Annotated in this window: 20 protein-coding genes; 10 read left to right on the top strand and 10 right to left on the bottom strand. The window is 64.6% G+C overall.

Features of this window, described 5'->3' with window-relative positions:
- Window positions 1-3: 3 nt before the first annotated feature.
- Window positions 4-360: a glyoxalase superfamily protein gene (locus tag FVD38_RS16070; protein ID WP_147935738.1), complete on the top strand. Its 357-nt coding sequence runs from the start codon at window positions 4-6 to the stop codon at window positions 358-360.
- A gap of 12 nt (window positions 361-372) precedes the next feature.
- On the opposite strand, the gene FVD38_RS16065 is transcribed toward FVD38_RS16070, so the two are convergent.
- Window positions 373-1,119, bottom strand: coding sequence for a hypothetical protein (locus FVD38_RS16065; protein WP_147935737.1), 747 nt, complete (start codon window positions 1,117-1,119; stop codon window positions 373-375).
- Window positions 1,120-1,299: 180 nt separating this feature from the next.
- Between FVD38_RS16065 and FVD38_RS16060 the strand changes: the two genes are divergently transcribed.
- A complete protein-coding gene (locus tag FVD38_RS16060) occupies window positions 1,300-2,043 on the top strand; it encodes an NYN domain-containing protein (RefSeq protein WP_147935736.1) in 744 nt (247 codons plus the stop codon).
- Window positions 2,044-2,059: 16 nt separating this feature from the next.
- Here the strand turns inward: FVD38_RS16060 and FVD38_RS16055 are convergent, their stop codons facing one another.
- Both FVD38_RS16055 and recG read right to left on the bottom strand, forming a co-directional pair.
- Entirely contained in the window at window positions 2,060-2,461 is a 402-nt protein-coding gene (locus FVD38_RS16055) for a hypothetical protein (RefSeq protein ID WP_147935735.1), read from the bottom strand.
- A 14-nt stretch (window positions 2,462-2,475) separates the two neighbouring features.
- Window positions 2,476-4,536, bottom strand: a complete 2,061-nt coding sequence (gene recG, locus FVD38_RS16050; protein WP_147935734.1) for an ATP-dependent DNA helicase RecG — start codon at window positions 4,534-4,536, stop codon at window positions 2,476-2,478.
- Window positions 4,537-4,641: 105 nt separating this feature from the next.
- Here recG and queA point away from each other — a divergent pair, with 105 nt between their 5' ends.
- The 5 genes from queA (at window position 4,642) to secF (ending at window position 10,289) form a co-directional block, all read left to right on the top strand.
- Window positions 4,642-5,664: a tRNA preQ1(34) S-adenosylmethionine ribosyltransferase-isomerase QueA gene (gene queA / locus FVD38_RS16045; protein ID WP_147935733.1), complete on the top strand. Its 1,023-nt coding sequence runs from the start codon at window positions 4,642-4,644 to the stop codon at window positions 5,662-5,664.
- 9 nt (window positions 5,665-5,673) lie between these two features.
- On the top strand, window positions 5,674-6,813 hold the full coding sequence (gene tgt, locus FVD38_RS16040) for a tRNA guanosine(34) transglycosylase Tgt (RefSeq protein WP_147935732.1): 1,140 nt from the start codon (window positions 5,674-5,676) through the stop codon (window positions 6,811-6,813).
- Window positions 6,814-6,944: 131 nt separating this feature from the next.
- Complete coding sequence (yajC, locus tag FVD38_RS16035; protein WP_183407461.1) at window positions 6,945-7,322, top strand: preprotein translocase subunit YajC; 378 nt, start codon at window positions 6,945-6,947, stop codon at window positions 7,320-7,322.
- Window positions 7,323-7,376: 54 nt separating this feature from the next.
- A complete protein-coding gene (gene secD, locus FVD38_RS16030; protein ID WP_147935731.1) occupies window positions 7,377-9,251 on the top strand; it encodes a protein translocase subunit SecD in 1,875 nt (624 codons plus the stop codon).
- Window positions 9,252-9,266: 15 nt separating this feature from the next.
- A complete protein-coding gene (gene secF / locus FVD38_RS16025) occupies window positions 9,267-10,289 on the top strand; it encodes a protein translocase subunit SecF (protein WP_123070223.1) in 1,023 nt (340 codons plus the stop codon).
- A gap of 231 nt (window positions 10,290-10,520) precedes the next feature.
- Here secF and FVD38_RS16020 read toward each other — a convergent pair whose 3' ends face one another.
- Together FVD38_RS16020 and FVD38_RS16015 are read right to left on the bottom strand one after the other, a co-directional pair.
- Window positions 10,521-12,587 carry a 2Fe-2S iron-sulfur cluster-binding protein gene (locus tag FVD38_RS16020; RefSeq protein ID WP_147935730.1) on the bottom strand — a complete coding sequence of 689 codons (2,067 nt, stop codon included), beginning with the start codon at window positions 12,585-12,587 and terminating at the stop codon, window positions 10,521-10,523.
- A 29-nt stretch (window positions 12,588-12,616) separates the two neighbouring features.
- On the bottom strand, window positions 12,617-13,234 hold the full coding sequence (locus tag FVD38_RS16015; protein WP_147935729.1) for a glutathione S-transferase family protein: 618 nt from the start codon (window positions 13,232-13,234) through the stop codon (window positions 12,617-12,619).
- 362 nt (window positions 13,235-13,596) lie between these two features.
- Between FVD38_RS16015 and FVD38_RS16010 the strand changes: the two genes are divergently transcribed.
- Complete coding sequence (locus FVD38_RS16010) at window positions 13,597-14,565, top strand: IS1595 family transposase (protein ID WP_147935728.1); 969 nt, start codon at window positions 13,597-13,599, stop codon at window positions 14,563-14,565.
- 29 nt (window positions 14,566-14,594) lie between these two features.
- On the opposite strand, the gene FVD38_RS16005 is transcribed toward FVD38_RS16010, so the two are convergent.
- From FVD38_RS16005 to FVD38_RS15985, 5 genes are all read right to left on the bottom strand, one after another.
- Complete coding sequence (locus tag FVD38_RS16005; RefSeq protein WP_147935727.1) at window positions 14,595-16,415, bottom strand: glycoside hydrolase family 15 protein; 1,821 nt, start codon at window positions 16,413-16,415, stop codon at window positions 14,595-14,597.
- Entirely contained in the window at window positions 16,408-17,205 is a 798-nt protein-coding gene (locus tag FVD38_RS16000; RefSeq protein WP_147935726.1) for an SDR family oxidoreductase, read from the bottom strand. The genes FVD38_RS16005 and FVD38_RS16000 overlap by 8 nt, the downstream gene beginning before the upstream one ends.
- Window positions 17,206-17,473: 268 nt before the next feature.
- Window positions 17,474-18,307: an HDOD domain-containing protein gene (locus tag FVD38_RS15995; RefSeq protein WP_147935725.1), complete on the bottom strand. Its 834-nt coding sequence runs from the start codon at window positions 18,305-18,307 to the stop codon at window positions 17,474-17,476.
- Between the two features lie 88 nt (window positions 18,308-18,395).
- Window positions 18,396-18,677 carry a hypothetical protein gene (locus FVD38_RS15990; protein ID WP_147935724.1) on the bottom strand — a complete coding sequence of 94 codons (282 nt, stop codon included), beginning with the start codon at window positions 18,675-18,677 and terminating at the stop codon, window positions 18,396-18,398.
- Entirely contained in the window at window positions 18,674-19,180 is a 507-nt protein-coding gene (locus tag FVD38_RS15985; RefSeq protein WP_123067774.1) for a MarR family winged helix-turn-helix transcriptional regulator, read from the bottom strand. Before FVD38_RS15985 ends, FVD38_RS15990 begins: the two co-directional genes overlap by 4 nt.
- Window positions 19,181-19,356: 176 nt before the next feature.
- Between FVD38_RS15985 and FVD38_RS15980 the strand changes: the two genes are divergently transcribed.
- Together FVD38_RS15980 and FVD38_RS15975 are read left to right on the top strand one after the other, a co-directional pair.
- On the top strand, window positions 19,357-20,295 hold the full coding sequence (locus tag FVD38_RS15980; protein ID WP_147935723.1) for a GlxA family transcriptional regulator: 939 nt from the start codon (window positions 19,357-19,359) through the stop codon (window positions 20,293-20,295).
- A 287-nt stretch (window positions 20,296-20,582) separates the two neighbouring features.
- Window positions 20,583-21,824, top strand: a complete 1,242-nt coding sequence (locus FVD38_RS15975) for an acetylornithine/succinyldiaminopimelate transaminase (RefSeq protein ID WP_147935722.1) — start codon at window positions 20,583-20,585, stop codon at window positions 21,822-21,824.
- Window positions 21,825-21,865 lie beyond the last annotated feature (41 nt).

Here is a 21,865-nt window from a genome sequence, read left to right as displayed (position 1 = left end):
GCCATGAAGCTCGGGAGCATCACGCCGATCCTGCGCATCTTCGACGAGGCCAAGGCCAGGGAATTCTATGTCGATTACCTCGGCTTCACGGTCGACTGGGACCACCGCTTCGGCCCCGGCATGCCGCTCTACCTGCAGGTCTCGCGCGGCGACTGCGTGCTGCACCTGAGCGAGCATCACGGCGATTGCTGTCCGGGCGCCGCGCTACGCATCGAGGTCGACGACGTCGATGGCCTGCATGCCGAACTCACCGCCAAACAATATGGTTATGCGCGGCCCGGGATCGAAGACACGCCGTGGGAGACGCGCGAGTTGAGCGTCAAGGATCCGTTCGGGAACAGGCTGACGTTCGCCGGCTAGCGGGCTGGCCTTTTACTTCGGCGCGGTGGCGGCATCCAGCCGCTTGAACAGATCACGATGCAGTTCCCGCGTGTGCTTCTCCATATGCGTGCGCGCATGCCCGATCTCCCTCAATTCGCGCTGCGCCACTGCCTCCTTGCCGTTGGCGAGCGCCCACAGCGCCAGTTCGACGCGCGCCTCGATGCTGGCGAAGCGTTCGACGACGGCCTCGAATTCGGTGCCCGCTTCGTCTTGCCGGCCGACGGCGGCATAGGCGCGGCCCAGTTCCAGCCCGACTTCATCGGCGCGAAAATTCGGATGTTTCGACTGCAGCGGCGCCAGCAGCGCAATCGCCGCCGCTGGTTGTCCATGCGCCGCATTGGCGCGCGCGGCGCCCAGGATGACCTCGGGATCGCCAGCGAATGGCCCGTTCAGGCAGGCATCGTAATGGCGCACCGCTTCTTCCGATTCGCCGGCCTCGAGCAGGGCGGCGGCCAGGCGCATCAGGTTGTAGGCGGTCGGCGTCAGGTCGAACGCGCTCCGGGCTTCGCGCACGTCGCGGCCAGGATCGAGACTTTTCTGGAGCGCCCGCCCTGCCATGCGGCTGCGTCGCTCGAGACGCGAGGCAGGCAGGTATTCGGCCACGAAGTAGGCGAGGCTGCCAAGCAGTGGAAAGGAGAACAGGATCAGCAGCCAGTACATCTGACGGCGGTTGCGTACGGCGTGGATCGCGAAGAAGATGGCGATGAGGAAGTGCAGTCCGAGTCCGAGGAGGGGCATTGCAGGTTCCGTGTTCAATGTTCGTCGGGAAGACAGCAAAGATAGCCGACATCGCAGCCTGGATGTCTCACCGATTCTCACAGTGCGTTCTCACAACATCGCTACCGGATCGTGAGGCAGGGCGTATTTATCCGGACAAGATCCTGCTAGAGTAAATGTAATTTCCCAAAAGGAACACACATGACCTCGGACCAAAATGTCGCCGTCCTCGTGGACTGCGAGAATGCGCAGCCGACCGTGATCGACGAGGCGATGCGGCTTGCATCGACCCTTGGACGGGTGACCTTGCGACGCGGTTACGGTAATCACACCGCCCTGGCGAGCAAGTGGCAGGATGCGCTGGTGCGCCATGGATTCGCCCCCTGCATGCAATTCCAGTATGTGGCCGGCAAGAACACAGCGGACATCGCGCTGGCGCTGGATGCGCTGGAGATGCTGCTCGACCGGCGCGCCGACCGTTTCGTCATCATCACCAGCGATTCCGATTTCGTCGGCCTGTGCCGCAAGCTGCAGGAACGTGGCGCCAGCGTCCATGTCTTCGGTGAGGCGAAAACACCGGCGGCCCTGCGTCATGCCTGCGACAGGTTTCACGAGTCGGCCCCTCCGGCGCCACCGGAGGCCGCGCCGGCGCATGCAGCGGCAGCGGCTGCGGAGATCGTCAAGCGCAGGCCGAGGTTCGTGGTCGAGGCGGTACGTTTGCTGGCGCTGTCATCGCCCGATGGCAGGGTCGATCTCGGCGCACTGGGCAACCACCTGAGGGCGGCTCACGCCGGATTTTCCCACGCAGCCTATGGCTACAAGAACCTGCGCACGATGATCGAGGCGTACGATCTGCTGCGGATGCACCAGACCGAAGGAGGCCACTGCCGTGTAGGCCTGGCGTCAGGCGGTGCGCCGCAGCCGGCCATCCTGCGCGCGGTGTAGTCCCGGCGCGGAACGCTTAATCCGGGACAGGCGCATCCACTATGTGCCGCCCATCGAGCGCGCGAATGCGCGGCTCGACGTAGTAGCCGCCCGCTTCGACATAGCTGAGGCAGTAGCGCAGGCATACGCCGCACTGCTGGACCGCGCAGCGGTTGTAGGGAAAATAGTGGATGGCGATCGGCGCGTCCGGCGACCAGTAATTGGTCCCGTGCGGATGGTATTCGGCGAAGGTTGGATCAAAGTAGGGATCGCCGGCCAGCGTACCGGCCGGGCGCATCTGCGCCTGCGGGAACGACACCGGCGTACGCGTCCACCCGGGGTAACTCGCGATCTCGCATGCGCAGCTGTCCGTCACCGAGGCAGAGGCCAGGGCCAGGGCACGCAGTTCATCGATACTCAATGGTTGTTCCAGATTCATCGTTCGTCTTCCCATCAGACCTTCAGGAATTCCTCGCGCCCGCCCAGCCAGCGCGCCAGGTGCGCATCGACCACCGCGATCTTCTCGGGCTTTTCGCCATCGAGCAGATACTGCGCCACGTCGCGCGCGCGGTCGACCAGCCAGCCATCGAGCTCCAGGTCGGCAAAGCGCAGCATCGCCTGACCCGACTGGCGCGCCCCCAGGAATTCACCGGGCCCACGAATCTCCAGGTCGCGCCGTGCGATCTCGAAGCCGTCGGTGGTCTCGCGCATCGTCATCAAACGCTGTTTTGCCACCTGGCCCAGCGGCGATTGGTACAGCAGCAGACACACCGATGCCGCCGATCCGCGCCCCACGCGCCCGCGCAACTGGTGAAGCTGCGACAGGCCGAAACGCTCTGCATGTTCGATCACCATCAGGGACGCATTCGGCACGTCGACCCCGACCTCGATCACGGTCGTCGCCACCAGCACGTGCACCTCGCCGGCCGTGAAGGCATCCATCACTTCCTGCTTTTCGGCCGGCTTCATGCGGCCATGCACCATCCCCACCTGCAGCTCGGGCAGCGATTCGGCCAGCGTCTCGTAGGTCTCGGTCGCGGTTTGCAATTGCAGGGCCTCGGATTCCTCGATCAGCGGGCAGACCCAGTACGCTTGCCGGCCTTCGAGCGCCGCCGCGTAGACACGCTCGATCACTTCGTCGCGCCGCATCTGGTCGATCGCGCGCGTGACGATCGGGCTGCGGCCCGGCGGCAGTTCGTCGATCACCGACACTTCGAGGTCGGCGTAATACGTCATCGCCAGCGTGCGCGGGATCGGCGTGGCCGACATCATTAATTGGTGCGGCACCAGGCCGTCGCTGCCCTTGTTGCGCAGGGTGAGGCGCTGGCCGACGCCGAAGCGGTGCTGTTCGTCGACGATCACCAGGCCCAGTTTCGCGAACTGCACCGTGTCCTGGATCAGCGCATGGGTGCCGATCACCAGATTCGCCTCGCCCGACTCGATCAACTCGTTCGACGCGGCCTTTTCCTTTTTCTTGAGGCTGCCCGTCAGCCAGGCGACCTTCACGCCGAGCGGCTCCATCCAGGCCGCGATCTTCCTGAAATGCTGTTCGGCCAGGATCTCGGTCGGCGCCATCAGCGCCGCCTGATAGCCGCTGTCGATCGCCTGCGCTGCGGCCAGCGCCGAGACCACAGTCTTGCCGCTGCCGACGTCGCCCTGCAGCAGGCGCTGCATCGGATAGCCCTCGCGCAGGTCGGCACGGATCTCTTCGACCACGCGCTGCTGGGCGCCGGTGAGCGCAAACGGCAACCCTTTCAGGAAGGCTTCCGACAGCTTGCCCACCGCGCGCAAGTGCGGCGCGCCTTTTTCGCGCCGTGCACGCTGCGCCCGTTTGAGCGACAGCTGCTGCGCCAGCAGCTCGTCGAACTTCATGCGCTCCCAGGCCGGATGCGATTTTTCTCCCAGCGCGTGTTCGTCGACGTCGGCCGGCGGATAGTGCAGCAGCTTCACGGCCGGCTCGAAGTCGATCAAGCCCATCTTGGCGCGGATGCCCGCGGGGACGGTATCGCTCCAGTCGATCCGCTTCATCGCATCGGCGATCGCGCGCCGCAGCACCGTCTGCGACAGGCCTTCGCCGGACGGATAGACGGGCGTGAGCGAGGAAGGCAACGGTGCGCCTTCATTGACGACCTTATATTGCGGATGCACCATCTCGGCCCCGAAGAAGCCGTGTTTCAGTTCGCCGCGGGCACGGATGCGCACGCCTTCGGCCATCTGCTTGACCTGGCTGCCATAGAAATTCATGAAGCGCAGCAGCAAATCGCCCGATTCGTCGGCGATGGTCACCAGCAGCTGGCGCCGCGGCTTGAACGAAATCTCGTTCTTGGTCACCACGCCCTCGACCTGCGAAACGTGGCCGCCGCGCAGGCAGGCCTCGCGGATGGACACGATCTGGGTCTCGTCCTCGTAGCGCATCGGCAGGTGCAATACCAGGTCCATGTCGCTGCGCAGTCCAAGGCGGGCGAGCTTGCTTTCGAGGGTTTTGGGAGGATTTGTGGTCTTGGAGGCGGGCATATCGCGGCAAAATGGCGCTCGCTGGCGTAAAATAGAAGGTTCGCCATCAGCGCTGGAGCCTGTATTGTAAAGCTGGCAGCGCTTATTTTCCCAGAATTGAGAATAATGTACTCGCTTTCCGATTTCGACTTCGAGCTGCCCCCCGAGCGCATCGCGCAGCTGCCGCTGCCCGATCGTAGCGCTTCGCGCCTGCTGCAGCTCGACGGTGACCAGATCACCGACCGCCACTTCGCCGACATCGTCGACCAGCTCCAGCCGGGCGACCTGCTGGTGATGAACAATACCCGCGTGCTCAAGGCGCGCTTCTTCGGCGTCAAGGAAACCGGCGGCCAGGTCGAGGTGCTGGTCGAGCGTGTGCTCGACAACCGCACCGTGCTGGCCCAGGTGCGCGCCTCCAAGTCGCCCAAGCCCGGCAACCGCATCCGCCTGGCCGATGCTTTCGATGTGACCACCGGCGAACGCGCCGGCGAATTCTTCACCCTGCATTTCGAGGGCGACGTGTTCGAGCTGATCGAAGCCCACGGCCGCCTGCCGCTGCCCCCGTATATCGAGCACACCGCCGACGAATTCGACGAACAGCGCTACCAGACCGTGTATTCGAAAGAACCGGGCGCGGTCGCCGCGCCGACGGCCGGCCTTCATTTCGACCAGCCCCTGCTCGACAAGTTGGCGCAAAAAGGCGTCAAGTTCGCCTACGTCACCCTGCACGTCGGCGCCGGCACCTTCCAGCCGGTGCGGGTCGAGGATTTGAGCGAGCACAAGATGCACACCGAGTGGTACACCATTGCGCAAGAGACGGTGGACGCGGTGCGCGCCGCGAAGGCGGCGGGCCGCGATGTGGTCGCCGTCGGCACCACCAGCCTGCGCGCGCTGGAATCGGCTTCGCAAAGCGGCGAATTGGTCGCCGGCAGCGCCGACACCGCGCTGTTCATCACGCCCGGCTACACCTTCAAGACGGTTTCGCGCCTGGTCACCAACTTCCACCTGCCCAAGTCGACCCTGCTGATGCTGGTGTCGGCCTTCGCCGGCTATGCCCCGATCCGCAAGGCCTATGCCCACGCGATCGCCAATGAATACCGCTTCTTCAGCTATGGCGACGCCATGCTGCTGACGACTACTTCACGTTAAAGACACACGATGCTCGAATTTACCCTGCTCAAAAAAGACACCAGCGGCCTGTCGCACGCCCGCCGCGGCCGCCTGAAACTGAACCACGGCACCATCGAAACCCCGATCTTCATGCCGGTCGGCACCTATGGTTCGGTCAAGGCGATGGACCCGGTCGAACTCAAGGAAGTCGGCTCGCAAATCATCCTCGGCAATACCTTCCACCTGTGGCTGCGTCCCGGCGTGGACGTGATGAACAAGTTCGGCGGCTTGCACCAATTCATGGGCTGGGACAAGCCGATCCTGACCGACTCCGGCGGTTTCCAGGTGTTTTCGCTGGGCGCCATGCGCAAGATCACGGAAGAGGGCGTCAAGTTCGCCTCGCCGATCGACGGCTCGAAACTGTTCCTGTCGCCCGAGATCTCGATGCAGATCCAGCGCGCGCTGAACTCGGACATCGTGATGCAGTTCGACGAATGCACGCCCTATGAAATCGACGGCCGTCCGGCCACTTCCGAAGAAGCCGCCAAGTCGATGCGCATGTCGCTGCGCTGGGCCCAGCGCTCGATGAACGAGTTCACCGGCGGCGAAAACCCGAATGCGCTGTTCGGCATCGTCCAGGGCGGCATGTACGAGCACCTGCGCGACGAGTCGCTGGCCGGCCTGGAAGACATCAATTTCCCGGGCCTGGCGATCGGCGGCCTGTCGGTCGGCGAGCCGAAGGAAGACATGAAGCGCATCCTGGCCCACGTCGGCCCGCGCCTGCCCGAGAACAAGCCGCACTACCTGATGGGTGTCGGCACGCCGGAAGATCTGGTCGACGGCGTGGCCAATGGCGTCGATATGTTCGACTGCGTGATGCCGACCCGGAACGCGCGCAATGGCTGGCTGTTCACCCGCTTCGGCGACGTCAAGATCAAGAATGCGCGTTACAAGGATGACACGGCGCCGCTGGACGAGAGCTGCGATTGCTATTGCTGCAAGAATTTCTCGCGCGCTTACTTGCATCACCTGCACCGCTCGAACGAGATCCTGGGCGCCCGCCTGAACACCATCCACAACCTGCATTACTACCTCAAGCTGATGCAGGAAATGCGCGACGCCATCGATGCCGACCGTTTCAACGAGTTCCGCATCGACTTCAATGCGGGCCGCGCGCGCGGCGTGTAAGCGCTTGCTTACTCGCTGAGCGGGGCAGCATCGTATTGACGCTGCTGCCCCGGGCTAAATTTCTAGCTGGCTCTTGCAATACTGAAAAGCAAGATTACCTATTGCCAGATTTGGTTTTCGGTGTCTAGCCGATGCTAGAATACACCGCTTATTTTTTTAACTTCACAATCGGAGTTCTTGTGTTCATTTCCAACGCTTACGCGCAAACCGCCGCCGCTGACCCAGGCATCATGGGCAGCCTGACGACCTTCCTGCCGCTGATCCTGATGTTCGTGGTCATGTATTTCCTGATGATCCGTCCTCAGCAGAAACGCCAGCGCGAGCTGAAAGCGATGATGGATGCACTGACCAAGGGCGACGAAGTCGTGACCGCCGGCGGCATCGTCGGCCGCGTCTCGAAAGTGATCGACGGCTACGTCACTCTGGAAATCGCTCCAGGCACCGAAATCACCGTGCAGAAAAACGCAGTGACCACCCTGCTGCCGAAGGGCACCCTGAAGGCCCTGTAATAGCAAGTCCTGTGCGGCCTCGTGCCGCACTGCCAACCTGAATGCCGGAACACTATGAACCGCTATCCCGTCTGGAAATACCTAATGATCGTCATCGCGCTGTTGCTAGGCGCGTTGTACACGGCGCCTAACTACTTCGGCGAAACGCCGGCGTTGCAGGTGACATCGGGCCGTTCGACCCTGAACATCACCAGCGCCTCCACCACCCTGGTCGAGGATGCGCTCAAGCGTGCCGGCATTCCTTCCACCGGCGTCAGCCTCGAAGGCACGGGCCACAGCACCTCGGTGCGCGCGCGCTTCGCCGGCACTGAAGAGCAGTTCAAGGCCAAGCTGGCCCTGGAACGCGAATTGAACCGCGACCCGGCCAACCCCGATTACATCGTCACCGTCAACCTGGTCACCAATACCCCGGCCTGGATGGAAAAAATCGGCGCCGGTCCGATGAGCCTCGGCCTGGACTTGCGCGGCGGCGTGCACTTCCTGCTGCAGGTCGACACCAAGGCGGTCGTCGAGAACAAGGTCAAGGCGCTGCAGGCCAGCGTGCGCAGCAACCTGCGCGACGAGAACGTGCGCCATGCCGGCATCGAACGCGTGGGCGACACCATCGAAGTGCGCTTCCGCGACGCAGCGACCCGCGCCGCCGCACGCAAAGTGCTGACCACCCGCTCGAACGAACTGAATTTCGCCGAAGCCGCCGACGGCGCCGACCAGAAGCTGGTCGTCAGCCTCAAGCCCGACGCGATCAAGCAAAGTGTCGAAGACGGCGTCAAGCAGAACATCGTGACCCTGTCCAAGCGTATCAATGAGCTGGGCACCACCGAGCCGATCATCCAGCAGCAGGGCGCCGATCGCATCGTGGTCCAGCTGCCGGGCGTGCAGGACGTGGCGCGCGCCAAGGACATCATCGGCCGCACCGCGACCCTCGAGTTGCGCATGGTCGATTCGACCGTGACCCCGGGCACCGAGCTGTCGGCCGCCATCCCGCTCAATTCCGAACTGTTCACCGAAGGCCGCGGCGCCCCGGTCGTGCTGTCGCGCGACATCATCCTGACCGGCGAATACATCGCCAGCGCCACCGCCAGCTTCGACCAGAACCAGCAGCCGGCCGTCTCGCTCGACCTGAACGGCGACGGCGGCCGCCGCATCCGCCAGGCCACCCGCGACAACGTCGGCAAGCGCATGGCGATCCTGCTGAAAGAAAAGGGCGTGTACAACGTCCTGTCGGCGCCGACCATCCAGAGCGAGCTCGGTTCGACCTTCCAGATCACCAATATGGGCACCTCGCAGGACGCCAACGAGCTGGCCCTGCTGCTGCGCTCGGGCGCGCTGTCGGCGCCGATGGAATTCGTCGAGGAACGCGTGATCGGCCCGCAGCTGGGCGCCGAGAACATCGAACGCGGACTGCACTCGACCATCTGGGGCTTCGTGGCGATCGCGGTCTTCATGATCGTCTACTACCATCTGTTCGGCGTGTTCTCGGCGCTGGCGCTGGCGGCCAACGTGCTGTTCCTGCTGGCCCTGCTGTCGATCCTGGGCATTACCCTGACCCTGCCGGGCATCGCCGCAATCGCGCTGGCGCTGGGCGTCGCGATCGACTCCAACGTGCTGGTCAACGAGCGCATCCGCGAAGAGCTGCGTGGCGGCGCGCCGCCGCAAGCGGCGATCGCGGCCGGTTCCAAGCACGCCTGGGACACCATCGTCGACTCCAACGTGACCACCCTGATCGTCGGCCTGGCGCTCTTGATCTTCGGTTCCGGTCCGGTGCGCGGCTTTGCCGTGGTGCACTGCCTGGGCATCCTGACCTCGATGTTCTCGGCCGTCGTCGTGGCCCGTGGTTTCGCCAACCTGTGGTACGGCCGCCAGAAGAAACTGACCAAGATTTCGATCGGCACGGTCTGGCAGCCGGGCATGTCGCCCACCAAGAAGTAAGGACTCGAGACTGACATGGAATTTTTCAAGATCAAACGGGACATCCCGTTCATGCGCCACGCCCTGATCCTCAATGCGATCTCGGTGATTACGTTCTTGCTGGCGGTGTTCTTCCTGTTCAGCAAAGGCCTGAACTTCTCGGTGGAGTTCACCGGCGGCACCGTGATGGAGTTGCGCTATCCACATGCGGCCAACCAGGAAAAAATCCGCGACACGCTGCGCGGCATGGGCTATTCGCACCCTGAGGTGGCCAGCTTCGGCACTGCCCAGGACATCATGCTGCGCCTGCCGATCCTGGAAGGCGCGGAAGCGGCCGGCACCTCGGCCCGCGTCTTCAACGCCATCTGCGCCGCCGACGGCGGTGCGCCGAAGCAGAGCCAGGTCACGACCGAAAAAGGCGAGGTGATCAACCACACCAGCTGCGCCAAGGCGTCCGGCGAAGAGCTGATCAGCCTGCAGCGGGTCGAGTTCGTCGGCCCGTCGGTCGGCGACGAGCTGGCCCAGAACGGCATGAACGCGCTGATCATGACCATCCTCGGCATCATGATCTACCTGGCGATCCGCTTCGAATGGAAATTCGCTGTCGCCGCCGTGGTCGCCAACCTGCACGACGTGGTCATCATCCTGGGCTTCTTCGCCTTCTTCCAGTGGGAATTCTCGCTGACGGTGCTGGCGGCAACGCTGGCGGTGCTGGGCTACTCGGTCAACGAATCGGTCGTCATCTTCGACCGGATCCGCGAGATGTTCCGCAAGCAGCGCAAGATGTCGACGTCGGAAGTCATCGACCACGCGATCACCAGTACTATCTCGCGTACCATCATTACCCACGGCTCGACGCTGATGATGGTGATGTCGATGCTGTTCTTCGGCGGCTACGCGCTGCACTACTTCGCGATCGCGCTGGCCATCGGCATCCTGTTCGGCGTGTACTCGTCGGTGTTCGTGGCGGCGGCCGTGGCCATGTGGCTGGGCGTCAAGCGCGAAGACCTGATCAAGCCGATCAAGGAAAAAGACGAGACCGACGGCGCGGTGGTCTAAGCTACCGGCTCCGCATGAAAAATGCCGCCCCGGCCTTGCCGCGGCGGCATTTTGTTTGATGTGACGCGGTTGCGCGACGAATTTCACAGTGTTGTGTGTGGCAGCGCACGGAGTACCCAGGCTGGCCCACCTATAGTGGACCTGTCTCTTTCAGGACATCCCTAGTTTTGGACTTCACCCGCTTCCGCAACGAAGCGGGTTTTTTTTGTCTCGCCATCCCGCGGCCGCTCTTTACAGGGCCAGCTGCAACCCACCGTCGCCATCCGGCTGCGCCGCCGGCACGGCGCAGCAGACCAGCACCTCGTCGTCCGCCACGCTCGCGCCCGGCTCCTTGATATAGGTCACCGCTCCCTTGAGCAGCTTGGTGCGGCAGGTTCCGCACGTGCCTTCGCGGCAGCTGAATTCCGGTTCCAGTCCGCGCGCCTCGGCCAGCTCGAGCAGGGTGCCGCTGCCGGGAGTCCAGCGCGCTTCCTTGCGCGAATCCATGAACATGACCGGTACGGTTGTCGTCGCTGGCGGTAGCCGCGCGGGGGCCGCCACGGCGGCGCAGTCGGGCGTGCGCGCCAGGGAGGCCGGCCCGAAGGCTTCGGCATGGATCCGGCTGTCGGCGATGCCGTAGCCGCGCAGCCCGTCATAGATCGCCTGGCTGAAGGCCGGCGGGCCGCACAGGTAGAACGCGTAGTCGCCAAAGGAGAGATATTGGCCGAGCAGCGCCATGTCGATGCGGCCGGCGGCCTCGTAGTCCTGGCCCTCGCCGGCCTCGTCCGGTTCGCTCAGCACGCGCACCAGCTTGACGGCGCCCTTGGCGGCGGCGACCAGTTCGGCCAGCTCGCCGTCGAAGGCGCGCTCGGCCTTCGAGCGGGCGGCATAGAACAGGGTCGTGGGGCGAACCTTTTGTTTGCGCAACCCCTCGTAGACGATATGGCGCAGCATCGCCAGCATCGGCGTAATGCCGACGCCGCCGGCCAGCAGCACCACCGGCCGGCTGGTCGCCATGTCGAGCGTGAAGTCGCCGGCCGGTGCGCGGGTTTCGAGCACGTCGCCTTCGCGCAGCTGCTCATGCAGGTAGCGCGACACCAGGCTCTCGCGCTTGACGCTGATCCGATAGCCGCCATCGGAAGGTGCGTGCGACAGGGTATAGGTACGGATGAGCGGCTTGTCGGCACCGGGCAGGGTGACCCGGATCGGCAGGTGCTGCCCCGGCAGGTGCGGCAGCAGCCCGGCGCCGTCGTCCGGTTCCAGGTAGAAGGAGCGGATCGCCGTGCTTTCCTCGACGATGCGCGCCACCTTCAGGCTGCGCCAGCGGTTGGCGAAGTCAAGCGCGCGCAGGCGCTCGCCGGCCTGCTGCCAGTCGCCGGTCATCAGCGAGTTGGGCGACCAGCCACCGTCCTGGAAGGTCCAGCGCAGGGCCAGGCCGGCGCGCCGGCGCACGATGCGGCGCGGCTTGAACGTCCACAGCCGCTCGGCGCCCTGGAAGGCGGCGATCTCGGGCGAGTCGAACACGACTTCGGCATCGCCGCTCATCTGCAGCATATCGCCGCTGGCAAAGTCGACGAACAGCAGCCCGGCCTTGCCGTTGACGACGATATTGCCCAGCGTATTGAAGAACAGATTGCCGTCGAAATCGGGAATCGTGAGCGTGCCGTCGTCGGCGATGCGCACGAAGCCGGCTTTCCCGCCGCGGTGCGAGACGTCGACCTGGCGCCTTTCGGCGCGGTCGGCATAGGAGGCGACGAAGAAGGCGTCGGCGCCTGCGATCAGCGCGCGCGCCTCCGGGTCGAGCGCGGCCAGGTGCTCGGCCTGGCCGGTGAACGGGGTGCCTGGCTCGCGCTCGAAAGCGAACTCGCGCACCTGGATGTAGCGCGGACAGTTGCCGAAGCTCTGGTCGACGTCGATATGCAATCCGGCATCCGTATGCGCCAGGACGCCGTTCATGCGGTTGCGGCGCCGCGTGTGCATCTCCATGCCCAAGAGGCCCACCGGCGCGCCATCGCGCATGCCTTCGGCGGCCGGGTCGGCTGGGTGCACACGGGTGGCGAGGTCGAGCGAGGTGCGCGTCGGCGACGACATGAAACCAGGCCGGCCTTCAAGAAAAGTTGCCCATGCATCGCCCCCGGCATCCACGCTGCCCAGCACGATGAAGGGCAGCTGGGCATAGAAGTCGCGGTGCTGGTCGGGCATGAAATCCCGCACCACGCGCCGGCCGACGATGTCCATGCGCTCGACCACCCCCAATTTCGCCTGGATGAATTTTTCGCCTTCGTGCCAGGTGGGCAGCTTTTCCAGTTGTTCGGCCATGTCGTCTCCTCTAATTGCGTGGGCCGTCGTTACGCGGCGGCAGCCAGGCCGACCGGCGTCTGGACGAATGGAACGAAGCCCGGCAAGGCCTCGATGCGGCGCAGGAAGGCCTGCACGGCGGGATAGCCGGACAGGTCGACATTGCCTTCTGGCGCGCGCGCAAGATAGCTATAGAGCGCGACGTCGGCGATGGTCGGATGGTCGGCGGCCAGCCAGTCGCCGCCGGCCAGGTGGCTTTCGAGCCGGGCGAGCAGGGCGTGGGCGCGGGCGATGACTTCGTCGGCACGGTACTTGGCGCCGAACACGGTGATCAGGCGCGCCGCCGCCGGACCGTTGGCGACTTCGCCGGCAGCCACCGACAGCCAGCGCTGGACAGCCGCGGCGCCGGCCGCGTCCACGGGGAGCCAGTCGTGACGGCCGGCCTTGGTAGCGAGATAGACCAGGATGGCGTTCGAATCGGCAATCACCGTGCCATCGTCTTCCAGCACCGGCACCTGGCCAAACGGGTTCAGCGCGAGAAAGGCGGGCTTCTTGTGGGCGCCGGCCTTGAGATCGACTTCGACCAGCTCATGCTGCACGCCGAGGAGCGAAGCGAACAGGACGACGCGGTGGGAATGGCCGGACAGCGGGTGGTGATGGATTTTCATGTTCTTGATCCCTGGTTGGTTGATGGAGCGCGTCAATCGCGACCCATGGAAGCAGTGTGGGATCAAATGGATTTGATGGGAATGACTCTGTTGGCACATGATTATTTCGCTAGTCGAAATAATTGCCGATGATAGACATGTTAAAAAATCATGTCAAAGTGTGAATCAGCGCACCGAGCGTCTGCCCGGCCAAAAGTAAGATGGACTCGTCTCTTTCAGGACATCCCTAGTTTTGGACTTCAGCCCGCCCCGGCAACGGAGCGGGTTTTTTTTAGGCGCTGTCATCGTTAGATATGGATGAGCATTGAACTGCTGAGCTGACCCGCGGTCCAATCCTGGTCGTCATCGATCGGGAGCGCACGATGAAAGCGCCGAAGTTTGAGAAGCTGTTCGCCCAGCTGCCTCAACTGAACCAGCCGCAGCGTCAGCAGGTGCTCGCCGCCCTGCATCCAGCTGCCGGGCTCGACCGGGTGGTTGCTCTCATCGGCGAGATCCGGTCAAAGGGGCGGTGCTGCCCGGATTGCGGCTGCGAGCGTTGCCACCGGCATGGTCACGCTAACGACCTGCAACGCTTTCGCTGTTGCGCATGCGGCCGCACTTTCAATGACCTGACCGGTACGCCACTAGCGCGGCTCAGGCACAAGGGCAAGTGGCTCGATTATCTGGACACGGTCCTCGATTCCCGCACGGTCCGCTCTGCAGCTAAGCGGCTCGGCGTGCACTCCAACACGCCCTTTCGCTGGCGTCACCGCTTTCTCGACCGGGTGAAGGACGACCGGCCTGAACGTCTGCTAGGCATCGTCGAGGCCGATGAGATGTTCCTGCTCGAATCGCAAAAAGGTTCGCGCAAGCTCGATCGCCGGCCGCGCAAGCGTGGCGGCAGGGCCGCCCTGCGTGGTATCTCGCATCATCTCGACTGCATCCTGGTGGCGCGCGACCGCGGCGGCCAGACCATCGACGCCGTCACCGGACGCGGTCCCTTGAAAGTGACCCAGCTGGTCAAGCACTTGCTGCCAAAACTCGATCCCCAGGCACTGCTGGTCACCGACGCCAACGCCGCCTATCCCGCCTTCGCCCGTGCCCATGACATCGCCCACCAGGCCGTCAATCTTAGTGCCGGCGAACGCGTCCGCAACGGCGCCGAGGGCGCCATCCACGTTCAAAACGTCAATGCCTATCACCGCCGATTCAAGGAATGGCTGGCGCGCTTCCATGGCGTGGCGTCGCGCTGGCTCCCAAACTATCTGGGCTGGCAGTGGGCGCTCGATGGCGGCCGAGTCACTTCTGTCGAGCAATTGCTGCGTATTGCATTCGGGGTCATCAACAGGTAACGATGACAGCGCCTTTTTATCCGCGGTTTCTATAGCTGCCACGGATGCTTGATCTTGCCGTCGAGCGCAGCATCGAGATAGGTCGCGGCGCTGATCAGGGCCAGGTGCGTAAAGGCCTGCGGGAAGTTGCCGAGCAGCTCGGCCTTGCTGGTAAATTCTTCCGCATACAGGTGGACATGGTTGCCGTAGGCGAGCAGCTTTTCCATATTGTTGCGGGCCTGGTCGATGCGGCCGGCGCGCGCCAGGCATTCGACGTACCAGAAGGAGCAGGCCGCGAACGCGCCTTCCTGGCCCTCGAGGCCGTCGTCGCGGTCGTAGCGCAGCACCAGCGCATCGTCGCCGAGCTGCTCCCCGATCGCGTCCAGCGTGGCCAGCCATTGCGGATCGGTCGAGCCGACGAAGCGTACCAGCGGCATCATCAGGAGCGCGCCGTCCAGGTCGCGCGAACCCTTGCTGCGCACGAAGTGGCCGAGATCTTCGTTCCAGAACGTGTCCCAGATATAGCGGGAGATATCGTTGCGCGCCGCGATCCATCGCTCGAATGGCGCCCGCAGCGAGCGCTTGCTGGCCAGGCGCACCGCGCGGTCGACCGCCACCCAGCACATGAGCTGGGAATGCAGGTGTTCGCGCGGCTCCTCGCGGCCTTCCCAGATGCCGATGTCGGGCCGCTGCCAGTTGTCGCAGACATAGTTGACCACCTCGCACACGCCCACCCAGTCGGCATGCGAAATCGCCTCGCCATACTTGTTGCTCAGGTAGATGGCGTCGAGCAGGGCGCCGAAGATGTCGAGCTGGAGCTGGGTCGCGGCGGCATTGCCGATGCGTACCGGCCTGGAACCGGCATACCCGGCCATGTGGTCGAGTTCGATTTCCTCGCCGATCTGGCTGCCGTCGAGCGCATACATGATGCGCAGGTGGCTCTCGGTCGAGTCGTGCTTCGGCCGTTCGGCCGCCCAGCGGGTGAACGCCTTGGCCTCGTCGGTGTAGCCGAGCCGCATCAGCGCATACACGGTGAACGAGGCATCGCGGATCCAGGTCGCGCGGTAGTCCCAGTTGCGCTCACCGCCCAATACCTCGGGCAGGCCGAAGGTCGCGGCCGCGACCATCGAGCCGTGGCGGCACGAGGTCATCAGCTTGAGCACCAGCGCCGAGCGGTTGACCGCCTCGCGCCAGCGGCCCTTGTAGGTCGAGCGACTGGTCCAGTCCTGCCAGCGCCGCACGACTTCGGCCAGCAGGGCGTCGCGCGCGCCGGCATCGAGGCGCGAGTCGCCATCCTCGTCGAGCACGAAATCCATCACGTCGCCATCGTGCAGCAAGACCGAAGCGCTGGCGCCGCCGTCGGTCGCCACGAATTCCACCGGCGCCGACAGGCGCAGGCGCGGGGCGTTGGGAGCCGCGAACAGCGCGTGGTCCTGCCCCACCGTCACTTCGGGCTGCTGGCGGGCATAGTCGAAGCGCGGCTGGCAGTCGATCCGGATGCGGGCCTCGCCGCTGCTGACCCGCACCCGGCGCACCAGGCGCACCGGACCATGGCCGAGTTCCTCGGGACCGACCATGAAATCGATGATCTCGACGTTGGCCGTTTCGCCCATCCACTGCGTGAGCAGCACATTGGTGTCGGGTACATAGGTCTGCACCACGCGCATGTCCCCGTCCTCGGGTGCGATGGTGAAGTGGCCGCCCTGTTCGGGGTCGAGCAGGGCGGCGAAGATGCTGGGACTGTCGAAGTCGGGCCAGCACAAGAAGTCGATGGCGCCATCGAGCGCCACGAGGGCGATCGTGGCCATATTGCCAATGGCGCCGTGGTCGCCGATCGGGCGCGGTGGGCGGGTTGCGTTTGGTTCAGCCATTGTCTTCAAATCCTGGGTAGAGCGACATGCCGCCGTCGACATAGACCGTGGTGCCGGTCATGTAGTCGGCCAGGTCGGACGCCATGAACAGCGCTAGGTTGGCCACGTCGTCGGTCTCGCCGATGCGTTTATACGGAATCAGCTCAAGCAACTTCTTGCCCGCCTCGCCTTCGGTGGCGTCTTCGTTGATCGGGGTGCGGATGGCGCCGGGGGCGATGCCGTTGACGCGGATGCGCTCCTGCGCGACTTCCTGGGCCAGCGAGCGCATGAACATGCCGATGCCGCCCTTCGACGCGGCATAGTTGACGTGGCCGGCCCAGGGGATGGTTTCGTGGACCGAGCTCATGCATAGGATGACGCCGTTGGCGCGCATGCGGCCGCGGTTGCCCTGTTGGCGAAAGCGCTTCACTGCGGCGCGAGCGCACAGGAACTGGCCGGTCAGGTTGACGTCGAGCACGGCTTTCCAGTCATCCAGCGACATCTCGGCGATGCCGGCATCCTTTTGCATGCCGGCATTGGCGACCAGGATGTCGAGGCCGCCGAAAGCCTTGTCGGTGGCGTCGAACAGGCGCGCGACGTCGTCTTCGCTGGACACGTCACACTGGACCGCGAGCGCGTGGCCGCCGGCCTGCTCGATCGCTTGCACGACCTCGTCCGCCTTCTCTTTGCTGCTGTTGTAGTTGACCACCACCTTGGCGCCGGCCGCGGCGAAGGCGATGCTGATCGCGCGGCCGATGCCGGAGTCGCCGCCGGTCACGAGCGCCACCTGGTCGTTCAGGCTGATTTTCATGGGATGTCCTCCAGAGCGTGATTGCGCCGGACGCGCTCTGCAGTCGCGTCCTGGCAGAACGACCTTAGCAGAAAGCGAGGATGGGAAATGCACGGCTGGGCCGGCAATGGCCCGGAACAGGAGAAGCGAAAAGAGTGATGGCCAGTGTGCGTGAACGTACGGAGTGCGCTACGCCGAGAGCATAAGATGAAGCTGTCTCTTTCAGGACATCCCTAGTTTTGGACTTGGCCCGCTCCTTACCGAGCGGGCGTTTTTTTTTGTGGGATGCTTACATCAGGGCCGACGTCAGGCTCTTCACTTCCTCGCCCGATTCTTCCAGCACGCCCTTGAGCGTGCCTTCGCCGAACACGAAGTCGATGGTGGCCGCTGCGGCATGGGTAGTGGCGCCGGGCGGCGCGAACAGGGGTGATGGCAAGGGCGCCAGGTCATTGGCCAGCAGCAGGGTGTCGCCCAGGGTTTCGGGCGGCAGCGCGCGCATGCCAACCCACAGCGCCTCGATCGCGTCCATCACCGGGGCTGGGACGCCCAGCTTGTGCAGCACGCCGCGGCCGATGGCCGCTTCGCCATGGTCGAGCCAGGCATCGAGATTGTCGTCCAGCAGGCCGGGCAGGGCTTCGGCGCGCGACAGCAGGTAGAAGCCGCCGACCTCGTGCACGATGCCAGCGAACAGCGCTGTTTCGGGATCGACGAAGGACACGCGGCGCGCGATCACCTGGGCCAGCGCGGCCACGTGGGCCGAGTGGGCCCACAGCTGGTCGGCCTTGTGGCGCAGGCCCGGGTCGCGGATTTCGCTGGCCAGCTGGCGCACGATGACCGAGGTCGCCAGGGCGCCCAGGGTGCGAAAGCCCACGCGCTGGACCGCCGCGCGCACATTGGTGACGTCGTTGCCGCTGCGGTTATAGGCCACCGAGTTGGCGATCGCGACCGTGCGCGCCGCCAGCAGCGGCTCGGCCTGCACCAGGCGGGCGGCGGCGTCGATATGGCAGTCGGGTTCGCCTAGCGCCCGCTGCAGGGTCAGCGAGGCGGAGACGCTGGTGGGGAAGGCAAGTTCGCCGCGGCTGGCTTCGGCGGCGATGCTGTCGAGTGCGGAGACTTGGTCCATGAAAAAATTATACCCCTAACACAACACCCTGCTTGTAAAAATATTGCCCTGTGGTATCGATTTCAATGGCGCTGCGGCCTCCGGGCTCTTACTCTTCGCTGAAGATGGCGTCGCAGCCTTCCTTCTGTTCTTCGAGGTTTTCGAGCTCGTCGACCAGGCCGAGATCGAGCAGTTCCTCGACCGCGTTCATGTAGCTGTTAAGTTTGGCGGCGCCGATGAGGCGATAGATCTCGCCGGCTTCGTTGCGCACGCCGATCAGCATCGGTTCATCGCGCACTTCTTCCAGTGGAGCGACGTCGAGCAGGATGTTGCCGATGATGTGCTTGTCGAAATGGGGTGGCTTCTTGCCGTCGATAAGAGAGGTTTTCAAGGCGTTTCCTTCAGGTGGAATAGGGAGGGAGTGGGGCGGTCGCCATCGTCGCTGCCGTCATGCCGGGCGCAGGCGCCATTGGCGCGGATGCGCTCGCGCAGCAGGCCGAGCGCGTCTTCGAGCACGGCGAAGTCGGCATCGCTGTAGGCGGTGAATAATTCTTTTCCACGTGCAATCACTTTCGGGAACACATCGCAGAACACTTGATCGCCGGCAGGCGTCAGGCGCACGAAGAACGATCGCTTGTCGTCGCAGCTGCGCTCGCGCAGCACCAGGCCTTTTTGTTCCAGGCGTTCGATGACGCCGGTCAGGGTGCCCTTGGTGATCAGGGTACGTTCGCCCAGTTCCTTGTAGCTCATGCCGGTGGTATTGCCCAGCGTGGCGATGATATCGAACTGCGCATGCGTCAACCCGTTCTGGCGCACCGCATCGCCCGAGACGCGCTCGAAGCCCTGCATGCACTCGGCCAGCAGCCGGACGCTTTTTAGATATCGTTCCCCCATGGGCGGGGATTATAGCCGTCCGCCGCGCCTTACGTTGCCCGCCACGCAAGATTCTGCCGGAGGCATGGCTGGCGCGAAACGCGCCGATTGAACTCCGGTATGATAGACGACCATGTCCTTTCATCACGTCCGTCGCGCGTCCCCTTCTGCAGCCATGGCATCCCTCACCCGCCGCGATGCAGCCTGACCTGTCCCTGCTGGCGCAGGAGCGCCCGCTGCGCATCCTGCTGGTGAACGCCGGCGAGCCCGATGCGCTAACCTGGTCCGGGCTGTATCAGCCGCTGCGCCTGGCGGCCAAGGTGCTGGGGCCGGACCGCCTGCACGTCGACGTGCGCGGCCCCGACAAATTCATGAGCGATCCCGGGCGCCACTGGCACCTGGTGCTGCTGGTGGCCGATGAGGCCGAGGCCGCCCTGCGGCCGGCCAACCTGCGCGCGCTGATCGAGCGTTGCCGCGCCGCGCCGTACTGGGGCGGGGTGGGGGCCGGCGTGCTGTGGCTGGCCGACGCCGGCGTCCTGCATGGCGTGCGCACCGCCTTGCCCTGGGCCCTGTATCCGGACGTGAACGCCCAGGCCGAGCAGGCCCTGCTCACCCCCCATTTGTACGAGGTCGACGCCAACCGCCTCACATGCTGCGGCGGCGCGGCCAGCATCGACTTCGCCCTGCGGCTGGTCGAGCTGCTGTTTGGCGCCACGGTCCAGGCGCAAGTGAAGGAAACCCTGTGCATCGACCGCGTGCGCGGTCCGGACGAGCGCCAGCGGGTGGCGCTGCAGGCCCGCTTCGGCGCCCTGCAGCCCAAGCTGTCCGAGGCGGTGGCGCTGATGGAGGCGAATATCGAAGAGCCGCTCTCGACCGACGAGATCGCCCAGCTGGCCGGCATCTCGCGGCGCCAGCTGGAACGCCTGTTCAAGCAATACCTGGGCAGCCTGCCGTCGCGCTACTACCTCGAACTGCGCCTGCGCCGTGCGCGCCAATTGCTGCTCGACACCAATCACTCGATCGTGCAGGTGGGGTTGATGTGCGGCTTTTCCTCCGGCTCGCATTTCTCGACGGCATTTGGCGCGCTGTTTGGGAATACGCCGCGCGAGGAGCGCCAACGCAAGCTGGCGCAGTAGGCACTCACCCTCTTGCCCTGCTGCCCCAGCACGTCGTTCCCGCGGAGGCGGGAACCTAAGTTTGCATGCATCGCCGATGCTATTTAACGCAGCCATGGCGCAAGCAAACTTAGGTCCACGCCTTCGCGGGGACGACTGGGCAAGGCTGGGCCTTACCCAGTCGTCCAAAAATGAAAATGCCTGTCGCACTTCTAAAAGAAGTTGTCAGGAAGCGTTTCTATAATGGGCCGATCATGCGGTGATTCCATCCCGCACCACCCACATTGATTGGATGAGGAAAAGAAGCCATGAACGCAAAGCTTGATTCGGGTATCGCCACGCTGCCGGTTAGCCGTCAGACTTTTGACGAGGTCCTGGTCCCTACCTACGCCCCGGCCGCGATGGTACCGGTGCGCGCGTCGGGCCTCGACCTGTGGGACCAGGAAGGCAAGCATTACCTCGACTTCACCTCGGGCATCGCCGTCACCGCCCTGGGCCACGCCAATCCGGAAGTGAACGAAGCGCTGACCAAACAGCTCAACACCCTGTGGCATATCGGCAATGGCTACACCAACGAGCCGGTGCTGCGCCTGGCCTCGGCCCTGATCCAGGCCACCTTTGCCGAACGCGCATTCTTCTGCAACTCGGGCGCCGAAGCCAACGAAGCGGCCCTCAAATTGGCACGTAAGTACGCGCACGGCAAGTTCGGTCCGCACAAGTCGCGCATCGTGTCCTGCCTGTCGTCGTTCCACGGCCGCACCCTGTTCACCGTCTCGGTCGGCGGCCAGCCGAAGTACACCGAAGGCTTCGAGCCGCTGCCGCAAGACCTTTCCCACATCCCGTACAACGACATCGAAGCGGCGCGCGCCGCCATCACCGACGACGTCGCCGCCGTGATCGTCGAGCCGATCCAGGGCGAGGGCGGCGTCATCCCGGGCAATCCCGACTACCTGAAGGCGCTGCGCGAGTTCTGCGACAAGACCGGCGCGCTGCTGGTGTTCGATGAAGTGCAGTCGGGCATGGGCCGCTGCGGCACCCTGTTCGCCTACGAGCAGATGGGCGTGGTGCCGGACGTGCTGACCTCGGCCAAGGCGCTGGGCAACGGCTATCCGATCGGCGCCATGCTGACCACCACCGAGATCGCCCAGTACCTGGCGGTCGGCACCCACGGCACCACCTACGGCGGCAACCCGCTGGCCTCGAGCGTTGGCCTCAAGGTCCTCGAGCTGATCAACCAGCCAGCCTTCCTGGGCCGCGTCAAGGAAGCCAGCGCCAAGATCATGGCCAATCTGCAGCAACTGGCGGCGGATCATCCGCAGGTGTTCGGCCAGCCGCGCGGCATGGGTCTGCTCATCGGCCTGCCGATGGCCGAAGGCGTCAAGGGCCGTTCGAAGGACTACACCAAGCTGTGCGAGAAGCTGGGCCTGATGCTGCTGATCGCCGGCCCGGACGTCGTGCGCCTGGCGCCCGCCCTGGTGGTGACGGACGAACAGATCGCCGAAGCCGACCGCCTGATGCGCGCGGCGGTGGCGGAATTCACCGGCGCCTGATCGCCAAACTCCGGTCGTGGCCGGCCCGCCCGGGAGGGTGA

This window comes from Massilia arenae, from assembly GCF_008014745.1.
In the GTDB taxonomy this organism is placed as follows: domain Bacteria; phylum Pseudomonadota; class Gammaproteobacteria; order Burkholderiales; family Burkholderiaceae_D; genus Telluria; species Telluria arenae.
This window is presented reverse-complemented; position numbering and strand designations above follow the sequence as displayed.

Excerpts from the sequence above, each read along its gene's own strand:
- FVD38_RS16070 (WP_147935738.1), top strand. The coding sequence starts at position 4 with ATGAAGCTCGGGAGCATCACGCCGATCCTGCGCATCTTCGACGAGGCC.
- FVD38_RS16065 (WP_147935737.1), bottom strand. The coding sequence starts at position 1,119 with ATGCCCCTCCTCGGACTCGGACTGCACTTCCTCATCGCCATCTTCTTC.
- FVD38_RS16060 (WP_147935736.1), top strand. The coding sequence starts at position 1,300 with ATGACCTCGGACCAAAATGTCGCCGTCCTCGTGGACTGCGAGAATGCG.
- FVD38_RS16055 (WP_147935735.1), bottom strand. The coding sequence starts at position 2,461 with ATGAATCTGGAACAACCATTGAGTATCGATGAACTGCGTGCCCTGGCC.
- recG (WP_147935734.1), bottom strand. The coding sequence starts at position 4,536 with ATGCCCGCCTCCAAGACCACAAATCCTCCCAAAACCCTCGAAAGCAAG.
- queA (WP_147935733.1), top strand. The coding sequence starts at position 4,642 with ATGTACTCGCTTTCCGATTTCGACTTCGAGCTGCCCCCCGAGCGCATC.
- tgt (WP_147935732.1), top strand. The coding sequence starts at position 5,674 with ATGCTCGAATTTACCCTGCTCAAAAAAGACACCAGCGGCCTGTCGCAC.
- yajC (WP_183407461.1), top strand. The coding sequence starts at position 6,945 with ATGCTAGAATACACCGCTTATTTTTTTAACTTCACAATCGGAGTTCTT.
- secD (WP_147935731.1), top strand. The coding sequence starts at position 7,377 with ATGAACCGCTATCCCGTCTGGAAATACCTAATGATCGTCATCGCGCTG.
- secF (WP_123070223.1), top strand. The coding sequence starts at position 9,267 with ATGGAATTTTTCAAGATCAAACGGGACATCCCGTTCATGCGCCACGCC.
- FVD38_RS16020 (WP_147935730.1), bottom strand. The coding sequence starts at position 12,587 with ATGGCCGAACAACTGGAAAAGCTGCCCACCTGGCACGAAGGCGAAAAA.
- FVD38_RS16015 (WP_147935729.1), bottom strand. The coding sequence starts at position 13,234 with ATGAAAATCCATCACCACCCGCTGTCCGGCCATTCCCACCGCGTCGTC.
- FVD38_RS16010 (WP_147935728.1), top strand. The coding sequence starts at position 13,597 with ATGAAAGCGCCGAAGTTTGAGAAGCTGTTCGCCCAGCTGCCTCAACTG.
- FVD38_RS16005 (WP_147935727.1), bottom strand. The coding sequence starts at position 16,415 with ATGGCTGAACCAAACGCAACCCGCCCACCGCGCCCGATCGGCGACCAC.
- FVD38_RS16000 (WP_147935726.1), bottom strand. The coding sequence starts at position 17,205 with ATGAAAATCAGCCTGAACGACCAGGTGGCGCTCGTGACCGGCGGCGAC.
- FVD38_RS15995 (WP_147935725.1), bottom strand. The coding sequence starts at position 18,307 with ATGGACCAAGTCTCCGCACTCGACAGCATCGCCGCCGAAGCCAGCCGC.
- FVD38_RS15985 (WP_123067774.1), bottom strand. The coding sequence starts at position 19,180 with ATGGGGGAACGATATCTAAAAAGCGTCCGGCTGCTGGCCGAGTGCATG.
- FVD38_RS15980 (WP_147935723.1), top strand. The coding sequence starts at position 19,357 with ATGCAGCCTGACCTGTCCCTGCTGGCGCAGGAGCGCCCGCTGCGCATC.
- FVD38_RS15975 (WP_147935722.1), top strand. The coding sequence starts at position 20,583 with ATGAACGCAAAGCTTGATTCGGGTATCGCCACGCTGCCGGTTAGCCGT.